Annotated in this window: 17 protein-coding genes; 8 read left to right on the top strand and 9 right to left on the bottom strand. The window is 54.8% G+C overall.

All coding sequences use genetic code 11. The features are described 5' to 3' along the window. Positions 1-143 precede the first annotated feature (143 nt). The 4 genes from JRC49_01275 to JRC49_01290 form a co-directional block, all read right to left on the bottom strand. Positions 144-794, bottom strand: a complete 651-nt coding sequence (locus JRC49_01275; GenBank protein ID QTE71485.1) for an MBL fold metallo-hydrolase — start codon at positions 792-794, stop codon at positions 144-146. Between the two features lie 6 nt (positions 795-800). Continuing rightward, positions 801-1,280, bottom strand: coding sequence for a hypothetical protein (locus tag JRC49_01280; GenBank protein ID QTE71486.1), 480 nt, complete (start codon positions 1,278-1,280; stop codon positions 801-803). Positions 1,281-1,290: 10 nt separating this feature from the next. Next, positions 1,291-2,601, bottom strand: a complete 1,311-nt coding sequence (locus JRC49_01285) for a CapA family protein (GenBank protein ID QTE71487.1) — start codon at positions 2,599-2,601, stop codon at positions 1,291-1,293. A 294-nt stretch (positions 2,602-2,895) separates the two neighbouring features. Then, positions 2,896-7,107 carry an SH3 domain-containing protein gene (locus JRC49_01290; protein QTE71488.1) on the bottom strand — a complete coding sequence of 1,404 codons (4,212 nt, stop codon included), beginning with the start codon at positions 7,105-7,107 and terminating at the stop codon, positions 2,896-2,898. Positions 7,108-7,314: 207 nt separating this feature from the next. On the opposite strand from JRC49_01290, the gene JRC49_01295 reads away from it, so the two are divergent. Further along, a complete protein-coding gene (locus tag JRC49_01295; protein ID QTE71489.1) occupies positions 7,315-7,983 on the top strand; it encodes a GNAT family N-acetyltransferase in 669 nt (222 codons plus the stop codon). On the opposite strand, the gene JRC49_01300 is transcribed toward JRC49_01295, so the two are convergent. Then, positions 7,933-8,547, bottom strand: coding sequence for a flavin reductase family protein (locus JRC49_01300; GenBank protein QTE71490.1), 615 nt, complete (start codon positions 8,545-8,547; stop codon positions 7,933-7,935). The two genes, JRC49_01295 and JRC49_01300, sit on opposite strands and share 51 nt — an antisense overlap. An 87-nt stretch (positions 8,548-8,634) precedes the next feature. On the opposite strand from JRC49_01300, the gene JRC49_01305 reads away from it, so the two are divergent. From JRC49_01305 to JRC49_01330, 6 genes are read left to right on the top strand one after another with little or no spacing between them, the layout of a single operon-like run. Continuing rightward, the gene (locus JRC49_01305) at positions 8,635-9,570 is read left to right on the top strand and encodes a metallophosphoesterase (protein ID QTE71491.1); all 936 of its coding nucleotides are present in this window, start codon (positions 8,635-8,637) and stop codon (positions 9,568-9,570) included. A gap of 26 nt (positions 9,571-9,596) precedes the next feature. Next, positions 9,597-10,451: an energy-coupling factor transporter ATPase gene (locus tag JRC49_01310; GenBank protein ID QTE71492.1), complete on the top strand. Its 855-nt coding sequence runs from the start codon at positions 9,597-9,599 to the stop codon at positions 10,449-10,451. Then, positions 10,427-11,290 (top strand): energy-coupling factor transporter ATPase, encoded by an 864-nt coding sequence (locus tag JRC49_01315; protein QTE71493.1) that lies wholly within the window; start codon positions 10,427-10,429, stop codon positions 11,288-11,290. The genes JRC49_01310 and JRC49_01315 overlap by 25 nt, the downstream gene beginning before the upstream one ends. After that, positions 11,284-12,087, top strand: coding sequence for an energy-coupling factor transporter transmembrane protein EcfT (locus tag JRC49_01320; protein QTE71494.1), 804 nt, complete (start codon positions 11,284-11,286; stop codon positions 12,085-12,087). Before JRC49_01315 ends, JRC49_01320 begins: the two co-directional genes overlap by 7 nt. After that, entirely contained in the window at positions 12,084-12,887 is an 804-nt protein-coding gene (gene truA, locus JRC49_01325; protein ID QTE71495.1) for a tRNA pseudouridine(38-40) synthase TruA, read from the top strand. Before JRC49_01320 ends, truA begins: the two co-directional genes overlap by 4 nt. Beyond that, entirely contained in the window at positions 12,871-14,496 is a 1,626-nt protein-coding gene (locus JRC49_01330) for a hypothetical protein (GenBank protein QTE71496.1), read from the top strand. The genes truA and JRC49_01330 overlap by 17 nt, the downstream gene beginning before the upstream one ends. A 54-nt stretch (positions 14,497-14,550) precedes the next feature. On the opposite strand, the gene JRC49_01335 is transcribed toward JRC49_01330, so the two are convergent. The 4 genes from JRC49_01335 to JRC49_01350 all read right to left on the bottom strand — a co-directional run bounded on the left by JRC49_01335 (position 14,551) and on the right by JRC49_01350 (position 18,440). Then, complete coding sequence (locus tag JRC49_01335; protein QTE71497.1) at positions 14,551-15,924, bottom strand: peptidoglycan-binding protein; 1,374 nt, start codon at positions 15,922-15,924, stop codon at positions 14,551-14,553. Between the two features lie 101 nt (positions 15,925-16,025). Then, the gene (locus tag JRC49_01340) at positions 16,026-16,364 is read right to left on the bottom strand and encodes a NusG domain II-containing protein (GenBank protein ID QTE71498.1); all 339 of its coding nucleotides are present in this window, start codon (positions 16,362-16,364) and stop codon (positions 16,026-16,028) included. 364 nt (positions 16,365-16,728) lie between these two features. Then, entirely contained in the window at positions 16,729-17,721 is a 993-nt protein-coding gene (locus tag JRC49_01345; GenBank protein ID QTE71499.1) for an FAD:protein FMN transferase, read from the bottom strand. A gap of 35 nt (positions 17,722-17,756) precedes the next feature. Then, positions 17,757-18,440, bottom strand: a complete 684-nt coding sequence (locus JRC49_01350; protein QTE71500.1) for a Gx transporter family protein — start codon at positions 18,438-18,440, stop codon at positions 17,757-17,759. Between the two features lie 383 nt (positions 18,441-18,823). Here JRC49_01350 and JRC49_01355 point away from each other — a divergent pair, with 383 nt between their 5' ends. Beyond that, positions 18,824-21,286 carry an FAD-dependent oxidoreductase gene (locus JRC49_01355; GenBank protein QTE71501.1) on the top strand — a complete coding sequence of 821 codons (2,463 nt, stop codon included), beginning with the start codon at positions 18,824-18,826 and terminating at the stop codon, positions 21,284-21,286. Position 21,287: the final 1 nt, after the last annotated feature.

The raw sequence follows: 21,287 nt of genomic DNA on the forward strand, positions 1-21,287 counted from the left end.
GACCTCAGCTCTGACAAAATATCTGCCACTGGCAGTTGTCAGAGCTTCGCCCATGCTACAGCCGTCCATTTCTGCGAGCTGTAAGCGATGGAGAAATGGAATACGGCGATCGCAAAGTTTTCAGTTTTCATTGGTAATGCTTTTCACCGCATCACGCTGAACAGCATTACCCTTGCCTGGCATTCCATATCTTCTTTTGTCACCCGGACTGCTTCAGCGCCCTGGCAGATCTCTTTTGTATCATAGAGTTCCAGAAATGCTTCCGGTCCGCTGATCGGCCATTCCTGGTTGTATTCCGTCTTGTAATGCATCGGCAGGATCAGGCGTGCGTTCAGCTGATCTGCAATCTGCTTTGCCTGGTCAGCGTCAATGGTATAAAAGCCGCCTACAGGGATCATAAGCACGTCCGGGTTCTTCAGTTGCTCCAGCTGTGCCTCATCCAGCGGGCATCCCAGGTCGCCAAGATGCACGACCCGCAGTCCTTCTGCCTCAATCAGGAACAGCAGGGTTTCACCCCGTTTGCTTCCCTGCTCATCATCATGAAATCCCTTCAGGGCCGTCACCTTCACGTCAGGTTCCGGCGTGTATTGTCCGGCCTTGTCGATGACCCTCGGTTCCCCTTTCAGGTTCTCCACAGCGTCATGATCATGATGGTGATGGGAAACAAGCGCGATATCCGCCGCTGTTTTATGAAGCGGATAACCACAGGATGCGTCATACGGATCGGTCACAATCCTGACGCCGCTTTCCGTAACAATCAGAAATTCCGCGTGTCCGATGTGCTGAATCAGCATGGTTTCTCATTCCTTTCGTCCTGTAAAATAAATCCGGTTTACAGCCGGCAGCGGCTCTCCGCGCCTGAGACGTTCAGCCCAGTCCCGATGAATACAGGCACAGGCCGCCTCATATTGCTTTTCGCCCTCTTCTCCTGCTTTGATCAGCATTCTTTGTACAGGTTCAGGTTCTTCAACAGCCTGTTTTTCATGCCTGTCCAGCAGGCTCAGGCAGCAGGCTGCTTCCGGTCCAGGCGGCCCGTCATACCAACCTTCAGGAGGTTCCCCGGCCGGTTTTCTCATCAGGATCCAGCCTTTCTCCTCTGTATACTCCCATCCTGCATTCACGATTGCCTGCAGGAAAAGAGTCTGGTTTTCTTTATCGCTGACAGCCGGAAGATCCGTTGAATACAGCCAGTCATCCGGCAGGCTTCTGCGAAGCACCGGTTTTCTGGCTGTCTGTGGAATCTGCATCATTTCCTGCAGTTCCTTTCTCAGGGCATTCATCCGCATCGTGTTACTGTCTCCGTTCAGTCACAGGGGATCCCTGCAGGACGTTTTCCACTGTATTGGCAGAATCCGCCATTTTCTTCCGCTGTTCATTGTCCATACCGTCCGGAATCGTGCTGTTGGACGCGATACAGTGATAATAGTATCTTCCGTCCTGCTTATACTTCCAGGTATAAACCGGGGTATACTCCGGCCGCAGGATGTCAACGCCGCCCTGACCGTCGCTCTGTAAGGTCACATGCAGCAGGTATCCGGAAACCCGTTTGGTATTGGTCCGGTCTCCGCTCAGCAGCGTTCCGAGACTCCAGATACACAGAACGTTCTTTCCGTTGCTTCCTGTGATATATTCAGCTGTCTGGGGCACGTGGCTTCCATTCCCGACAATCAGGTCTGCACCGGCCTGGGCAATGCTTTCAGCCAGCTGTCTCTGGCTGCGGTCAGGATCCTTGCCGTTCTTTCCCCAGTTCAGCAGGACAATCACCGCCTCGGCCCCCTGTGCCCTGGCGGAAGTAATATCCTCTGTAATCCGCGATAGTTCCGCCGCCGGAATCAGTCCGTCCGTTCCGTCTTTGGCCATGCTCTTCCGCGTCTTGGAAGATATCGTATCCGTGTATTGCAGAAATGCCGTTTTCACGCCGCCTGCATTCGTTGTCGTAAAGATGCTGTCCTCTGTCCTGCCGATACCGGTTGCCTGGATCTGCTGTTCGTCCAGCACCTGCAGTGTGGCTTCCATACCGCTTCTCCCGGCGGCATATGCCTGTGAAAATCCGCAGGCAGCCACGCTGAACCCGGCTTCCTTCAGCAGGGAAACTGCCGACGCCGGCGCTACATTGTCATTGGCTTTATGCTCGTCGCTGAGGATGTTTTCCAGGAAAACACAGCTCACGTCCGCCTTTACATAGGGGCTCAGCAGCATCATCACGTCGGAATAGTCCGTCATCTTTGCGTCTGCGTTCCAGCTGTTCTTCCGGACCTCGCCGGACAGCGAGATACTTCCGCCGAACGTCAGGGTACAGGATGCGCTGGCGGTTTCGGGAACCGCTTTCTCCTCAGCAGCAGGTTTTACTGTCACTGTCGCGGTCTGTACGCTGTTTTCCTGTTCAGGCTTCCTGGTTTCTGTCGTTTTCATCCCGTCATCCGGTGAAAATGTTTCCTGGAGTTCCAGAACGCTCATCTGAAGCTTGCTCAGATCCACCGTTGCGCCGGAGGATAATCTGCCCAGAACAGCCGCGGAGCCCAGGAGAACAATCGCCAGCAGTCCAACCATGAATTTGGTGCCGGCTGAAAACTTCCGTTTGGGTCTCTTTCCGCGTCCCATGTTCTGTCCCTCCTTTCCTCGTATCGGTTGATGATCCGATGGATATCTCAGGATTCCCTTATCTCAGCACATATGTCAGGATAATGGAAAAAAGCAGTACGCCCGCTGTCGCAAGGGCGACAATTCTGGCCATTCTGGTTCTTGTACTCTGCTTTTTGTTCGTCATGGTGATATATGCTCCTTCCTGTCTGCAGCAGTTGCATCGATTATATCATGACACCCTGAAAAGGGAAAGAGGAGACCGCTTCCGGCGGTCTCCTCCCTTTATTGAATCCGGCTTAATCCGGTTCCCGTTTATGCTTCGGGTGTCTGGTCAGAATCACCGCTTCTGCTGCGGCGGGGTCTGGATTCTCCGCCTTCCGGTTTGAAACTGGCTGTGTAAGCCGATTCCTCATCCGATCCGGATCTGGTATAGCGTCCGTACGGATTCTTAGTGCCGGTTCCGTATGGCTTTCCGTTACTGGTTCCGTTGGAAGGTGTGGTCGGCGTTACCCTGGGCTTTGTTGTGCCAGCGCTGCCCGTATAGTTTCCGGTCCGTACCCTGGCAGCATTCTGTGCGGAAGCAGCATTGGCTGTCCCTGTTCCGTTACCGGCACCGGGCCGTTCTGCTGTTCTGGGCTTGTTCTGCTGCGCCGCTCTGTTCTGCTGTGCGACACGCTTCTGGGCCATTCTCTGGGCTGCTTTCCGTTTGCGTTCACGCTGCAGGTACCAGTAGTATCCGCCGCCAGCGCCGGCAGCCAGTACCAGGCCGGCAGCAACCCATCCGGCTCCGCCGCCTGTGCTCTGTTCCTGCGGGAACTCAGTGATTTCTTCTGTTGCAAGAGGTTCAGGAGACTGGGAAGGTTCTTCAGTAGCCAGCTCAGTCTTGCCTTCAATATAGGCCATGGCCCTGTCCACAACCGCGGCAGGATCAGCAGCGTCTTTATAGAACTTCTCCAGTTCCATCTTCAGCTCTTCCTGCTTCAGCGTTCCTGCCTTCACCTGATCGATCAGGGAGTTGACGAACTCATTGTTCTCAAACTCATTTTCAGGCAGCGGTTCAGGTGTGGCAAACGGATCAAACGGTTTGTAGCTTACAGCGGCTCCTGCGGCGGGATTCACCCACTCGCTGACCTTCTGGTCCTCAGCGGTTACGATACCGGTGGGGCTGCCGGTTGTGGTCGGAGAAGATCCTGCGTTGCTGTTCGCTGTACTCTGGGCGCTGTTGTTGGCCAGGCCCTCTCTGTACTTGTCAGACTTCAGGAACTGTTCTGCTTCGCTGACCGTCATCTGTTTAAAGTATTTGCCGTTCAGGTAACCCATCTGGCCGTCGTAGGAAACCTTATACCAGGTTTCGCCGTCAGCCTGCACAGATCCGTAAACGATGAATGTCGCGTAACGCTTCATCAGGCGGATTCTTCTGGAACTGGAACTGGGTTCTGTCCGGAAGTTCACCGCGTCTGTCGTCACATAGCCATAGCAGCTCAGTTCGTTCGGATCATAGGTATAGGGTGCGATTGTCACGTTGGGGATCGGGGTTTCCTGCGGCTGCAGCATCTCTTCGTAAGCTGCCATTTCTCCGTAGGACATAATCCGGATCAGGTCAGCGCGGACGTAGCCCCACTTACCGTCATGCTCGATTTCATGCCAGGCAATACCGTCCTGGTAGATCTGGCCGTAAACATACACAATCTTGTTGACCGGAAGCTCTTCCTTGATCGCGCTTGCTGCAGTCGGTCTTTCACGTACCGGAATACCGTCACCGATGGTGATTCCGTATCCGCTGCGCTGCGGAGGCTCCTGTGTCGGAGCAACCGGCGTCGGAGCGGGCACCGGAGTATCTGTCGGTACGAACGGCGTATCCGTCGGGGGTGCAGTCGGAGGATCGGTCGGCGGCGTGGTCGGCGTGGCAGTCGGCGGCGCGGTCGGAGGATCTGTCGGGGCCGGAGTGTCTGTCGGGACAGGCGTTGCTGTCGGCGGCTCAGTCGGGGGATCCGTCGGAGCCGGAGTGTCAGTCGGGACAGGCGTTGCTGTCGGGAAGAACTCCTCTCTGTTATATACGGGTGCAGGACTGGATTGTGCCTGATCCCATGCCTTGCTGTCTTCTTCAGTCAGGGCATCCAGGTACTCTGTCATGATGTATCCGGGTTTACCGTTCACCAGTGCGTATGTCCAGACCTCGTTATTGTCATATTCCTTGGTATGGATCATGTATACGTAGGTGTTTTTACCCAGCTGGCTCAGTTTGCTGGACTTGGTGCTGGGATCCTTGCGGAAGAACACCTTGCTGTTTGTCTTACCGTAGCGGTTCATCATCTCGCCCACCGGAATTTCGGGAGCGGGCGTTTCCACCTCAGGCTGACTGGCAGCAGGCTGATCCGTCTCAGGTTTGTCGGTTTCCGGATTGTTGCTTTCGGGAGTTCCGATGCCGGTCTCGCCGTTTTCGGGTACGTTGGCTTCAGGATTGTTGTTTTCTGTTGTGTTGGTTTCGGGAGTATTGCTTTCAGGTGCACTTGCTTCGGGTTCACTGCTTTCAGGAGTTCCGATGCCGGTCTCGCCGTTTTCAGGTACGTTGGCTTCGGGATTACTGGCTTCAGGTTCAGCAGGTGCCGGTTCTGCGGCAGGTTCTTCCGGCTGCGGGAACAGCTCTGCCTCCGTCATCACAGGAGCGCGGGTCGGCTGAATGCTGTCCCACTCATCGCTGTCCTGCTGTGTCAGTGCACTCAGGAATTCTGTTTTAATATAGCCTCTCCGCCCGTTCACCTCAACGTACGTCCAGCTTTCGCCGGCGCTGTTCTGGTCCGCGCGGTACATATAGACGTGGATTCCCTTGTCAAGCCGTGCAAGTTCCTTGCCCTTTTTGTCCGGCTGTTCGCGAAGCGCAAGCTTTCCAGCATTGGTGAGGCCGTAACGGTTCATCATTTCACCGTCAACAATCACAGGAGCTTCTGTAACCGTTACAGGTTCCTGCTCAGCGGCGGGGGCAGGCTCAGCTGCGGGTTCGGGTTCAGCGGCAGGTACAGGCTCGGCTGCGGGAGCAGGCTCGGCTGCGGGTTCCGGTTCAGCAGCAGGAGCAGGCTCTGCGACGGGTTCCGGTTCAGCAGCGGGAGCAGGCTCTGCGACGGGTTCCGGTTCAGCAGCGGGAGCAGGTTCTGCGACGGGTTCCGGTTCAGCGGCAGGCGCAGGATCCGCGGCAGGTTCCGGTTCAGCTGCGGGAGCAGGCTCCGCGGCAGGTTCCGGTTCAGCTGCGGGAGCAGGCTCCGCGGCAGGTTCCGGTTCAGCTGCGGGAGCAGGTTCCGCGGCGGGTTCCGGCTCAGCGGCAGGCGTGGGGAATACTTCCTCGTATGTATAGATGTGTGCCGGAATCGGCTGGGCATTGTTGTATGCGTCACTGTCCTCAGTTGTCAGCACAGTGATGAATTCGCTCATCAGATAACCGGTATGACCTTCTGCTTCAACCAGCGTCCATACTTCTCCGGCGCTGTTGACGTCGGTATAGATCAGGTAAACCATCGTATCCGGAGCAAGTTCTCCGTATTTGCCGGCGTTTTTGCTCGGTTCCTGGCGGTAATTGACCTTTGCAGTCGTCTTGCCGTAACGGTTGATGATTTCTCCGATCGGCATCACAGGCGCTTCCGTAGGTACTTCCGTCTGCACCTCGGGTTCCGGCTCGGTATAGGTTTCCGGTTCAGGCTGCGGCTCGGTATAGGTTTCCGGTTCAGGCTGCGGCTCGGTGTAGGGTTCCGGTTCGGGCTGCGGCTCGGTGTAGGGTTCCGGTTCGGGCTGCGGCTCGGTATAAGGTTCCGGTTCGGGCTGCGGCTCAGTGTAGGGTTCCGGTTCGGGCTGCGGCTCAGTGTAGGGTTCCGGTTCGGGCTGCGGCTCGGTATAAGGTTCCGGTTCGGGCTGCGGCTCAGTGTAGGGTTCCGGTTCGGGCTGCGGCTCAGTATAGGGTTCCGGTTCGGGCTGCGGCTCGGTGTAGGGTTCCGGTTCAGGCTGCGGCTCAGTATAGGGTTCCGGTTCCGGCTGCGGCTCGGTATAGGGTTCAGGTTCGGGCTCTGTATACGGTTCCGGTTCTTCCGGTGCCGGCATCGGCTGGGCAGTTACTGTGGAAATATACAGATAGAACACTTCCGTCATGCCGGTTTCCGGATCCGTTGCGGATACAGGAATACAGCTGACGCCGTCCATATATTCTCCTGCGTCTGTCACGCCTGCCAGTATGCTGCCGGGTTCGGGAGAATACTGATATTCATGTGCAGGATGGATGACTGAAAAAGTGAGTCCGTCCAGCGGAGCGTCCGCGGGAATCTGTACCCAGAAACAGCCTTCTCCCGCCTCAGTTTCTGCGGCTGGGAAGGCAGCAGCACTCTGCATAACGCCCATGCTGTCATACCAGCTGAGATTGATCTGCAATGCCGCCCAGTCAGCGCTTGCGGCTGAAGCCAAGGGCAGTGCGGAAAGTGCCAGCAGCAGAGCTGCCAGCAGTGCTGTCGCTCTTTTCAGGATCCATTGATGCTTGATCGTCATAATCCGGTCCTCCTGAATTGTATGTGATGTATGTAACAGCTCCCGGATATTGTACCGCCGTCAGGCAGCCGTGTCAATGAAACCGGGCGCTGAAGGCCGCTGCGTTTCCCGGAAGGAAAAGCCGCGGGAACCGTCGAAAGAAGAAGGACATAACCAATTATAGAAACGGACTGTCCGTCCGTTTCATTCCCGAAAGGGTTTGTTTGTATGAGTTTTTTATGGAGCCGCTTCCTGGCCGCGCCGAAAAATCCGGATGGTTTTATGTCTCCGCCGGCCTTCTTTTACCGTCTGCCTGAGCTGGAAACTGAAGATCTGATCCTCCGCAAGCCTCGTATGCGAGACGCGAAGGATATCTTTCGTTATGCCTCGGACCCGGAAGTGGCGCGTTATGTCCTTTGGGAGCCTCACCGCAGTGTCTCCGAAACCGCTTCATTTGTCCGGGATCTGCGTGTCCGAATCCGGGCAGGTTATCCTTCTTCCTGGGTTGTGACCCTCCGGGAAACCGGCCTTGTCATCGGCACCATCGGTTTCGTCTGGTACTCCACCGATAACAACGCGGCGGAACTGGGCTACAGTTTCTCCCGGGAATACTGGAATCACGGCTATGCCACCCAGGCCCTGCGTGCCGTGATTGACTGTCTCTTTTCTTCCCTGCCCCTGAACCGTCTGGAAGCCCAGCATGATGTCCGCAATCCGGCCAGCGGCCGGGTAATGCAGAAATGCGGCCTCACACAGGAAGGGATCCTGCGGGGCCGCATTATGAACAAAGGAGAATATATCGATACTGCGCTGTACTCCGTTCTTCGTTCAGACTGGGAAAAAGGCTCAGCGGTAGGCACTCATCCGGCGCTTGAAGACGTCTTCCCTGGCCACTGACCAGCCGAAGAATCCCATCACTTCACCCAGTTTCTGATACAGGCCGTGGCTGTAGGCAATCAGCCCGGCTTTTTCCAGATGCAGGCTTCCGCCGGCGTCCAGGAGATCCTCCCGTACCATCACGGAAACAACCTCACCCACAAACATATCGTGGCTGCCCAGTTCCAGTGTGTGCCGCACCTTGCAGCACAGGCTCACAGGTGCGCCCTCAACTGCCGGGGCAGTATCCAGTCCTTCCGCCTGAATATAATTCAATCCGGTTTCCTTTGCCTTGTCTGTGTCCCTGCCGCTTTTTACGCCGCACAGGTCCACGGGACGGGCCATTTTTTCATCCACAAGGTTCACAACAAATTCACCGGATGCGCTGATCAGGCCGTGTGAATAACGTTCCTTCCGGATGCTGACGGATACCATCGGCGGATCGGAATTGACCGTTCCCGCCCAGGCAACGGTAATCATATTGCAGTTTTCCGGCCTTTCCGGATCTCCACAGCTGACAAGCACCACAGGGGCGGGATTCAGCAGTGTGGAAGGCGGCAGAATCTGATAGCTGTACTTATCCATAATCTCTTTCCACTCCTTGAAGATTCATGGATTTAGTGTATAATATTTCTGTTATGCAGTCAATTTTTCTGAAGGAGATGATGAGGGATGAACGCGTACCGTGGAAAACATGTTTCTTCCGCTTCCCGCCGTTCCGGTCCCTCCTTCCGCCGCGGCCGTCATCAGGTGCGGAACCGTCATCGTCGTCGCTGGCTGATCTTCCTGATCGTGCTGCTCATTCTGATGATCTGTTATCCCCTGGTGGAGGCGCGTCTTCTCCAGACAGAAAACAAGACCCTTCAGAGTGATGATTTCCCGATAGAAGCAAACAATCTCCGTGTGGTTTATCTCAGTGATATTCATTACGGCTTCTGGTTCTCTGACGCGGATCTGAGCCGTCTGATCGGCCGGATCAATTCCCTCCGTCCTGACCTGCTGCTCTTCGGGGGAGATTATGCCACCGATAACGAAACCGCCATTAAGTTCTTCCGCACTTTGCAGAAACAGGGAACTATCCACTCCCGTTACGGCATCTACGGTGTCATCGGTGAAGCTGACCGCGGAGAATCTGACGCCACCTGCAAGCAGCTGACAGAGGCCATGACCAATGCCGGCGTTGTCCCGCTGGTCAACAAAGTCGCCCCTGTAAATATCGCCGGCCGGCAGATCTTCATTGCAGGCCTGGACGACAAGCTGACCGGCAAACCGGATATTAAAGGCGTTGCCAAATCTGTCAATGCCGGCGACTATGTGATTCTGCTCTGCCATAACCCTTCCGTCATTCAGGAAGCCCAGGTGGCTGTGGATGCTTCCGGAAACCTCAGCTGGTTTGATCTGGGGCTGTTCGGCCACACGCATGCCGGACAGATGGCTTTCTTCTCTACCGCATTGAATATTGCGGAAGATGTTCCGGACAGATACCGCAGCGGATGGCTGAAGGAAAACCGGGTGGATCTCCTGATTTCTCCCGGCATCGGTACCTCAGTATTCCCAGGCAGGCTTTTCTGTTTCCCCACGATTCACTGCATTACGATCACTTACTGATTTCTGACTGATAGAAAGGAACTGACATGCGCTCCGATACCCGCGTTCAGCTGAACGATGTATCCTATTCCTATGAAGAGCAGGCGGCGCCTGCTCTTTCCGACGTCTCTGCGGTCATTCAGCCGGGAGAATTCGTCGCGGTGCTGGGTCATAACGGCTCCGGCAAATCCACAATGGCCAAGCTTCTGAATGCGTTGTATATCCCGACAGAAGGTAATGTCCTGGTCTGCGGTTACAACACCCGTGAAGAAAAATACGTCTGGGAAATCCGCCAGCGTGCAGGCATGATCTTCCAGAATCCCGATAACCAGATTGTTGCCACTGTCGTCAAGGAAGATGTGGCTTTCGGCCTGGAAAATCTCGGCGTCCCCACAGAGGAAATGCTTCCCCGCATTGAAAGTGCCCTTTCCGCCGTACGCATGAGCAAATATGCCGATAAAGCGCCCCATCTGCTGTCCGGCGGCCAGAAACAGCGTGTTGCCATCGCCGGCATCCTGGCCATGGAACCTTCCGTAATCATCGCGGATGAGGCAACGGCAATGCTGGATCCTTCCGGACGCAAGGAAGTGCTCGAGACCATCCGCACGCTGAACCGCCAGAAAGGCATTACTGTGGTCTGGATCACCCATTTCATGGAAGAGGCCGCCCTGGCCGACCGTGTTCTGGTCGTAACCGATGGAAAGATCCGCCTTTCTGGCACTCCTGCCGAGGTTTTCGACCGGGTGGATGAGATGCGGGAAATGCATCTTGACGTTCCCCATATGACTGCGCTTGCGGGTGAGCTCCGTGTGGAAGGTATGCCCCTGAAACCCGGTATCCTGACCGTGGATGAGTTTGTTGAGGAGGTGGAAAGACTATGCCCATTGAAGTCAGCCACCTGACCCATTGCTATTCCGAGGGAAGCGCCCTACGGACGGTAGCCCTGGATGATGTTTCTTTCCGGATCGAAAACGGAGAATTTGTCGGGATCATCGGCCATACCGGCAGCGGTAAATCTACCCTCGTACAGCATCTCAACGGCCTGCTCAAGCCCACCTCCGGCCAGGTTCTGGTTGACGGTGAGGACCTGAACGGTGAGCATGTCAATCGTCGTGCCCTGCGTCAGCGGATCGGCTTGGTTTTCCAGTATCCTGAATATCAGCTTTTTGAGGAGACCGTTGCGAAGGATATCGCTTTCGGCCCGAAAAACCAGGGACTGTCCGCTGCCGAAATTAATGAGCGGGTTCGTTATGCCATGGAATGCGTTCATCTGGATTATCAGAAATATGCCGAACGCAGTCCCTTTGAGCTGTCCGGCGGCCAGATGCGCCGTGTTGCCATTGCCGGCGTCCTGGCCATGAAGCCTTCGGTCCTGATTCTGGATGAACCGACCGCAGGCCTGGATCCCCGCGGCCGTGACAGGATCCTGGGCATGCTGGAAGAGCTCCACGCCCGGGAAAATGTTACCATCCTGATGGTTTCCCACAGCATGGATGATATGGCCCGCCTGGCCAGCCGCCTGATCGTCATGAGCGACGGAAAAGTCGTCGCTGACGGGACACCCCGTGAAATCTTCATGCAGGAAGAAATGATGACCTCCATCGGCCTGGATATCCCGGAGGCTGCGCGTCTTTGCGCGCGTCTCCGCGCTAAGGGGTATGACCTGCCCGCAGATCTGTTCCGTCCGGAACAGCTGAAGGAACAGCTGCTCCGCATATGGAAGGAGGGATCCGCGTGCTGAACAATATCACCATGGGTCAGTACTATCCGGTGGACAGTAAAATCCATCGCCTGGATCCCCGGATCAAGCTGATTCTGACCATTGTATTCATCGTCATTGTTTTCATGGCCAAAACCTTCCTTGGCTATGCGGTCATTCTGGGTTTTGTATGGCTTACCGCCCGTCTGGCCAACGTTCCTTTCCGCATGCTCCTGCGCGGGCTGAAGCCTTTGCGCATCATTATCATCCTGACCTTCCTGCTGAACCTTTTCTTCACCACAGGCGAAACCGTCTGGGTTCAGTTCTGGGTCATACGGATTACGAAGGAAGGTTTCCTGCAGGCTGCGTTCTATTCCCTGCGGCTGATCTTCCTGGTTATCGGCACCAGCCTGCTGACCCTCACTACTTCCCCCGTTTCCCTGTCCGACGGAATTGAAATTTTGCTTTCCCCGCTGAAAGTCATTCATTTCCCGGCCCATGAGCTGGCCATGATGATGACCATTGCGCTGCGTTTCATTCCCACCCTGCTGGAGGAAACGGACAAGATCATGAAGGCCCAGATGGCCCGCGGCGCGGATTTTGAAAGCGGCAACCTGCTTTCCCGTGCAAAGGCAATGGTGCCGCTGCTTGTACCGTTGTTTGTCAGTGCCTTCCGCCGTGCCGGTGATCTGGCCATGGCTATGGAAAGCCGCTGCTACCACGGCGGTGAAGGACGTACCCGTTTACGTGTCCTGAAACTGACCCGGAACGACTGGATCGCCTGCGGCGCGATGGCTGTTCTGCTTGCGTTGATAATACTGGAGGGAATCATCTTTTGAAACGGATCCTGCTGACAGTGGAATATGACGGTACCGCCTATGCCGGCTGGCAGCGTCAGATCAATGGTCTGGCAGTCCAGCAGGTACTGGAGGAAGCGCTTTCTTCTGCCTGCGGTCATCCGGTTACCGTTACCGGTGCTTCCCGTACGGATGCCGGTGTACACGCGCTGGATCAGAAGGTTCACTTTGATACAAGCAGTACGATTCCCCCGGATAAATATCCCTTTGTGCTGAATACGATGCTTCCGCCGGATATCCGGGTGCTGGAAGGCCGGGAAGTCCCGACAGATTTCCATGCCCGTTTCCTGACCGCCGGCAAAACCTATACCTACCGGATCTGGAATGCCCGTCATGCCAGCGCGCTTCAACGTAACACCCACTGGCACGTTCCCGTTCCGCTGGATGAGAAGCCTGTTCGCCAGGCACTCCTGACCCTGCCCGGAAAGCATGATTTTGCCGCCTTCCAGGCCTCCGGCGGTACAGCCAAAACCACCATCCGTACCCTGCACTCCGCTGATCTTGAAGTCCGGGGCAGCGAATGGATCCTGACTGTCAGCGGCGACGCGTTCCTGTACAACATGGTCCGGATTATCGCAGGTACCCTTGTGGAAATCGGCCTCGGCAAATTCGGTCCTGATGCCTTCACCAGGGCTTTTGAAACACTGGATCGTCTCGCTCTTGGCATGACAGCTCCGGCTCATGGTCTTGAGCTGACCCAGGTCCGCTACCCTGAAAAGGCCTTTACCAATCCAGATTCTGTAAAGTGGCACGAGGAAGAAAAAAATGGTTCGACTGACTAATCTGAAAGTCCCTCTGGATTATACAGAGGACTCTTTGAAAACCATTCTTCTCAAAAAACTGAAGCTGAATCCGTCTGATCTTATCTCCTTTTCCGTCACCAGGCGCAGTATCGACGCACGGGATAAGCAGGACGTTCATTTTGTTCTTTCTCTTGATTTGTCCCTGAAAAATGAAACCGGTGCCCTTCGGAAAAATAAAAATCTCTCCCCCATTTCTGCTTCTCGCAGTCATAATAATTCTGAATTCTTAATTCTGAATTCTGAATTAGGCCAGCGCCGACAACAAAAGGCATCGCCTTTGGTTGTCGGCGCCGGCCCGGCCGGTCTGTTTGCCGCGCTGACCCTGGCCCGTGCGGGAGCCTGCCCGGTTCTGATTGAACGCGGAAAACCTGTGGATCGGCGTACCAATGACGTCAATACCATGCAGGAGCAGGGCGTCCTGGATCCCGATTCAAACGTCCAGTACGGTGAAGGCGGGGCCGGAGCTTTCTCAGATGGCAAACTGACCTGCGGGATCAAGAGTCCCCATGTCCGGAACATTCTGGAAACCTTCGTTTCCCACGGTGCACCGGAAGAGATTCTCATTGACCAGAAGCCGCATATCGGCACCGACCGCCTGAAAGGTGTTGTGGCGTCTATCCGAGAGGAAATCATCCGTCTTGGCGGCACGGTTCATTTTGAAACCCGCCTGGAAAAACTGATTATCCGCGGCAGCCACGTTGAGGGCGCAGTCATCTCCTGCAACGGTGAAACCCGTGAATTCCTCACGGATACAATCCTGCTTTGCATCGGTCACTCTGCCCGGGATACGGTTCAGACGCTTTTCAGCCAGGGGCTTCGCATGGAGCAGAAACCCTTTGCCATGGGCGTCCGGATTGAACATCCCCGCGCTTTCATTGACCGCTCCCAGTATGGTTCCTTTGCCGGTCATCCTGCCCTGGGCGCAGCCTCCTATAAGCTGATCTGTCATACACCGGACGGCCGGGGCGTCTATACCTTTTGTATGTGTCCCGGAGGAGAAGTGATCGCTGCGGCGTCCCAGCCCGGCGGAGTCGTCACCAACGGTATGAGTTTCCATGCCCGTGATGGAGTAAACAGCAACTCTGCCCTTCTGGTGGGCGTCAGGCCCCAAGACTTTGGAGATGATCATCCCCTGGCTGGCTTCATTCTCCAGCGCAGTATTGAAAAAGCAGCCTACCGTGCCGGAGGCGGCGGGTTTATTGCGCCGGCCCAGCGCGTCGGGGATTTCCTGGAAAACCGGACTTCAGTCTCTTTTGGAGAAGTAATCCCCTCTTATCGTCCCGGAGTAGTCCCGGCGGATCTGCGTGCTGTTCTGCCTGACTGGATCGTCGAAGACCTGAAGAAAGGCATTCGCGCCATGAATGCCCAGCTTTCCGGTTTTGCCAATCCGGATGCTGTCCTGACGGGGCCGGAAACGCGTTCCTCTTCTCCTGTACGGATCAGCCGTAATCCCCTTGGAGAAGCCGAGGATCTCCGCGGGCTCTATCCCGTCGGCGAGGGTGCCGGTTATGCAGGCGGTATCGTTTCTGCCGCCGCGGACGGCATCACCGCCGCCCTTCATGTTCTGTCTGCCAATGACCTGATCTGATAAATAGAAAGGCCGCCGGAGCTATCATCGCTCCGGCGGCCTTTGTTATGTTTCTTATTTGAAATTGCTGGCTCCGCCGTCAATCGAGGCAGCAGTACCAATCTGCGGTTTGGTATCTTTGGAGTACAGCGTAATCAGCATATCGCGTGACGCTACTTCACCGGGTTTTTCATTGACTTCCCGTGCAATGTCATACGCGGACTGGAACTTGGAAACAGCGGCAACGGTGTTCTTTCCGTAATCGCCGTCCACCTTTCCGGGATCGTATCCCAGTTCCTTCAGCCGCTTCTGCATATATCTGACATTTGCACCCTTGTCGCCCTTCTTCAGCGGCAGGTAAATATCAAAGTTAACGCAGATCGGAGCGTCGTCAGCGAACAGCTTGTTCTGCACCTTCTTTGTGATGTAGTCGTGGCTCTTCACAGCGATGGCTTCACAGAACAAATCAATAGCAACCTGTGTATCGGTGCCGTACTTGCCGTCAACCGATCCAACCGGATATCCCAGATCTGCCAGCCGCTTCTGGATTTTCTTAACCGTGTTGCCCCGGGCGCCGTAATGAACGGTTCCATCGTCATCAATAAGGCTTTCCTGGGACGTCGTCTTTGGGGTAGCGGTCGGCTTGGGTGTCGCTGTCGGTTTTGCGGTTTCCGCCGGTTTCGGAGTGTCAGTGGCGGCGGGCTTCATTGTCGCCGCTTCTTCAGCCACGCCGGATTCGATCACCCAGCTGCCGTCCTTTGCCCGTGTATAACGGTACAGCGCCCCGTTCGTCTTACAGGCCGCCTGGGTCTGTGTGCTCATGGCTTCCTGTTCTTCCGTCGTTCCATCCACAAGATTCATCACAATCACGCGATGATCTGCCGCGGTCACAACCACGGCATCCTTGCTCGCCGTCACATACAGCGGTTCAGGAATCGTTCTTCCCGTCAGCCGGGCCGCGTTGGCGTCCCGGCTTCCAACGGTAAGGGGCTGCATATCACTCTGCATGGGGCTTACCCGCAGCAGATAAAGCTCGCCCATCTTTTCAGTATAATAAAGGAAAGTGCCGTCGCTTACAGCCTGGAGCGCAGACTTGGAAATCGTTGCGCCATTCAGCTTCAGCACGCCTTCCGCGCTCAGTTCCACCCGGGTATCCTGCGGAAGTTCAGCCGTCTGATCAACAGTCCGGCTGCCGGTGCCGTCTTTTTTCACTGCAATGGTCCGGCCGTCTTTGGTCTGGCAGATCAGCTCGTCTTTGGTCATCTGCAGCAGATCGGACATCTCCAGGGGCATCTGGGAGATACGTCCTTCTGCGTTCTGCAGATACAGATAATTGTTTTCAGCGATCCATGCGGTCGCTTCAGTGTCTGTGATGATCGGATCTGCACAGGCGGCTGTGCACACGATGCAGAGGATCATCAGGGCAGCCAAAAAGAACTGTTTCTTCATATGGAATCCTCCTCCCACTACATATTAGACGATAAGAAGGATGTGTTTATTGCAATGATGCAAAAAAATTTTCAATGTTTATATTTTCGTAACAAAAGCAGTTATTGGGCAAGCATCTGCAATGCTTCTTCCCGTGTTATCAGTTCTGCTGACAGCTGATGAGGAAGGCAGATAATCATATTCCACAGGATCCGGTCTTCCCGGTTTTCCAGCGTCACTTCACCCTGGTTCACGCAGTCATGTCCCTCACAGTTTGCGTCTTCCATCCGGAAGCCGTTGGGCGTCAGGTGAAGCACGTTTACAAATTCAGAACCGTCAGCCAGTTTTGTCCGGATGGTTTTGCTGTACTCCCCCTCCAGCGGCAGGGGCAGCAGACCGATGGGATTCGGCATTCTGACCAGAACGTAGGCAATGGAAGGATCATCATCCGTAATCTGCACCAGGAACGGCTGATCCGTCGCTTCCGCTTCTGCTTTATTATCTTTCTTTTCTGCAACCGGAACCTCTGTTTTTTCTGGTTCAGCATTTAATTCTGAATTCTGAATTCTGAATTCTGAATTATCATTCTCTTCTGCAGCAGGAGCTTCCGTATTTTCCGGTTCAGCAGTTAATACAGGAACTTCTTTTATATCTGTGGAAGGAACTGCTGTACTAACGTTCTCAGCATTTAATTCTGAATTCTGAATTCTGGATTCTGAATTGTTATTGCTGTTATTCAACAGCAATAACACTACTGCTGCAATAACAGCAATAACAACCACAGCTCCTGCAATCAAATACTTTTTCTTCATGGTATCTCTCCGATCACTGTACCATATAGTCCCCGGCTCCGGAGGAATAGGTTACCGTCCGGTCCTTCGCGATAAATACTGCTTCAACGCCTTCCAGGCTTTCGATCAGTTCAAGTCCTTTTTCTGTTCCAAGTACGAAAGCTGTCGTGGACAACGCGTCTCCTTCCATGGAGCTTTCGGAAAAAATGGTTACCGAAGCCAGTTCGTTCTGTACCGGCCAGCCAGTTTCCGCGGAAAGCAGGTGATGATATCTTACACCGTCCAGATCAAAACCGCGTTCGTAAGTTCCGCTGGTCACCGTTGATCCGCCCTTATTCAGGGAGATGAGCATATATTCACCGGTCTGTTTATCAATATCCTGAATACCTACTCTCCAGGATGTTCCGTCCGGCTTTGTGTTTCCGATTGCCACAATGTTGCCGCCAAAGGAAAGAATCGCGTATTTCACGCCCCGTTCCTTCAGGTATGCCTTCACCCGGTCAGCGATATATCCTTTGGCAATGCCGCCCAGGTCTATCATCATTCCTTCCGGCAGCGTGACTTGATTTCCTTCCAGCTTCATCCTGGTATAATCCACCAGTTCAGCTGCTTTGGCGATGGCTTCTGCATCCGGCAGTTCATGCGGCTCTTTGGTGAAATTCCACATGGTGGATACCGGTGCGATGGTCACGTCAAAAGCTCCGCCGGATTTTCCGCTTATTTCCTGTGCGCAGCGCAGGATATTCATCGTATCATCCGACACTTCAACCGGTTCACCCTTGGCGTGATTAATCCGCCATACGTCGCTTCCTTCAATGGTACGGGACAGCATCTGCTCATACCGTCCGCATTCCTCCAGTGCGTCTTTCAGCACCTGCTTGTCTTCTGTATAAGCGGTCAGGGTGATTACCGTATCCAGGTAGAAGCCAACCTCTGAAAGCTTCGGCGGAATCTTTTCTTCTGCGCATCCGCTGCACAGCATCATCACTGCAAGCAGCACAGCCCCAATCTTACATATCCTTTTCAATGTTTCCTCCATATATGAATCAGACCATTAATTCTTCATTTTTCATTCTTCATTAGTTTCAGTGCTGTCAGCACCCTGTCCGTTACCACGCCCGTCAGGCAGCCCACAGCAGCTCCGATACCGATCAGCGCGGGAAGATAGCTGATCAGAAGTCTGGTGTTGTTCATCACAAGGCAGGCCATCAGCACCTGTCCGATATTGTGGGTCACTGCCCCGGCCAGGGAAGTTCCCATCACCGGAGTGACGATGCCCTGATGGGTCAGGATCAGAACCGCAATTCCTGCAATAAACGCCAGTCCGATCAGGATGACGGTAACCAGCATTTCTCCCTGGGGATTTCTGTTTTTACCCAGCAGGTAAATCTCCGCCGCGGCGGTCAGCAGGATCGTGGCAACAGCGCCGGCTTCCGGCTTTTTCCGGAGCAGCAGCATAACAATAAGGCTCAGCACGCCGCCGGACAGGCTGAACAGGATAGCGGACAGCGATCCGAAGAGAAAACCGGACAGCACGACTTTTGTCAGCATCAGCGCGACACAGCTTTTCCAGTCCATCAGGTAAACAGCATAAAGCAATACCGTATTGGCAAGCCCCAGCTTGATACCGGGAAGCACTCCTCCCAGAAGAGCTGAAACCGGTATCGCCCTGTCCATCAGGCCCAGCACCAGCGCGAGCGCTGTCAGCAGGCCGAACCGGGCGATTTTCTGTGTCTGCGGTCTCAAGGATTTTCCTCCTCTGTGTTTTCAGTAACGATATATTATAACTATTTTGTACTTTTCAGGCAACAGGTCCTTTATGCATGTTTATTCACAGGCTTTGCCCGCTTCTTTGTTCTCTCTTGCATATACTTTTTCCATATGCTGGCAGGTATATTTTTTTTATACCTGCCGGGTAAAACACGTAACGATTCTCTTTTGTTGTCCTGAAAATCGTCTTGAGCCCTTATATTTCATCTGTTTTTGTTCATTTGTTGTCAATATGTAACCCTTCACGAATTTGTTTTTTCAAGTTGACGTAACCGGTTCAAAAAGCGTAAAATAAAATACACAGATTATACATCTGTCAAAATCCATATTTCACTCTATAGGAAAGGATGAGGAATCCCATGAAGAAACTTGTTGCTCTTCTCCTGTCCTTCTGCCTGCTTTTCGGCATGCTGGCCGTGGCTTCTGCTGACGCGGAAACCAAGACCGGTGCTGCCCAGGGTTTCGGCAGCGAGGTGAAAGTGACCGTTACCGTTGAAGACGGTAAGATCACTGCCCTCGACGTGGACGACAAGGGAGAAACCTATCCTGTAGCCCGTGAAGACAGCGTTGAAAAAGTCATCGCTGCCATCATCGAGGCGAATGGAACCGAAGGTGTGGACGTCAACACCGGTGCCACCTTCACCTGCACCGCTGTTGTGAACGCTGTCAACGCGGCCCTGGCGGAAGCTGCCGATGCTCCCGCTGCTGAACTGGCTTTCACTGCCGGTACTTATGAAGCGACCGCTTACGGCTACAACGGCAATGTGACTGCCAATGTGACCTTCTCCGAATCCAAGCTCGAAGCGATCGAAATCACCGCTTCCGTTGAAACCGCTCATGTGGGCGATGTCGCTTATGACATCATGATCCCCGAAATGATCGAAGCCAACGGTTCCGGCGTGGACGGCGTTTCCGGCGCCACCTTCACCAGCCGTGCCCTGCGCACGATCGTGAATGATGCTGCCGAGCAGGCTGCCTGCACCAATCTGGATGCCTTCAAGGCCGCCAAGATTGAGCATACCGCCCAGGATGCCATCGACGTGACCGCTGACGTGGTCGTGGTCGGTGCCGGCGGTGCTGGTATCGCTGCCGCTGCTCAGGCTACCCAGAACGGTAACTCCGTTCTGGTCATCGAAAAGAACGCTGAAGTCGGCGGTAACACGCTGGTTTCCGGCGGTCAGTTCCAGTCTGTGATGCCCTACGTCGTTTGGGATCCGGCCGATCCGGATGCTGAAACCGGCGTGTATGCCCACAACGGACAGACCTACAACAAGTATAAGTCCGTCCAGGGCTGCATCAACGAGCTCAAGATGATCCTGAACTGGAGCGAAGAGCCCTTTGATGAAGAGTTCTACAAAGAGAACGAGTTCGTGGCCGGTGATGCTGCTGAGCTGAGCAAGCATGGCGTGCATCAGGAATACCTGCCCGTTCTGCAGGAACTGAAGAAAGAGATTCAGGCTTATCTGGACTGGGCACAGCCCAAGCTGGATGCCGGCATCCCCGAGAATCAGCTGGCTCTGTTCTCCACCCTGAACCTCCACATCTTCCAGACCTACTACGGCGGTCTGCGCCAGAGCGCTGACAAGTCCCAGTGGATCTACGGCGACATCGACCTGGTCAAGCAGTTCATCAACGACGGCCAGGGCCTGAAGGAGTGGCTGGAAGACCAGGGCGCTCACTTCCTCGAAGATCAGCAGAACACCCTGATCGGTGCTCTATGGTATCGTGAAAATGAGTATGAACCGCAGGATGGCAACTGGGGCACCTACTTTGTTGGCCCGGTTAAGACCATCGGCGAAGACAACATCATGCTGCGTACCACCGCCACCGATCTGATCATCGAAGACGGCAAAGTTACCGGCGTGAAGGCGACCCGCTATGACGGCACCGAAGTGACTGCTCATGCCACCAAGGGCGTCGTGCTGGCCACCGGCGGCTATGCTGCCAACATCAATCTGGTACTCGAGAACAACATCTACTGGGATACTCAGTACCTGACCACCTCCACCAAGACCACCAACCGTTCTTCTCAGGTTGGCGATGGTATCGTTATGGCTGAGAAAGCCGGCGCCGCTACTACCGGCATGGGCTTCACCCAGCTGATGCCCATCTCCTGGGTTGACAACGGCAACCTGGCCTTCGGCGGCGGTAACTACGCCTGCTGGATCAACCCCACCACCGGACATCGTTTCGTGGATGAAGGTTCTGAACGTGACGTGCTGTCCCTGGCTGAATTCCGTAACGGTATTGTGAAGAACAACACACCTGGTGTGTTTGTTGAAATCTACAACGCCGCTCAGAAAGTTCCCGGACCGCCCACCGCTCAGCTGCAGCCGACCGACTTCACCGGCCGTTACTATCACATCAAGGGCACCGTGGAAGCTCTGACCGCTCTGTTTGCGGATCCTGAGTTCGAAGGTGTCACCGCTGATCCCGCCACCGTGCTGGAGACCGTTAAGGCTTATGACCAGGCTGTCATGGGTCTGGGCGAGTATCCGGACGTTGGCAAGGGCATCGCTTCCCGCACCATCGGTAACGTGGATAAGACCGAAGACGGCAAGTACATTCCGGATACCTACAATCTGGAAGATACTGACCTGATCGTCCGTCTGATGGCTCCTTCCACCCACCACACCATGGGCGGTATCGTGGTTGATACACAGCGTCATGTGCTGAATGCTGACGGCGCCATCATCCCCGGCCTCTACGCTGCGGGTGAAGTCACCGGCGGTATCCACGGCGGTAACCGTCTGGGCGGCAACGCGATCGTTGAGATCTTCGTTTCCGGCCGTACCGCTGCGAACACCATCGCTGCTGAATAAT

The sequence above is a fragment of the Clostridiales bacterium FE2011 genome (assembly GCA_017569305.1).
Lineage (GTDB): Bacteria > Bacillota > Clostridia > Christensenellales > Aristaeellaceae > Aristaeella.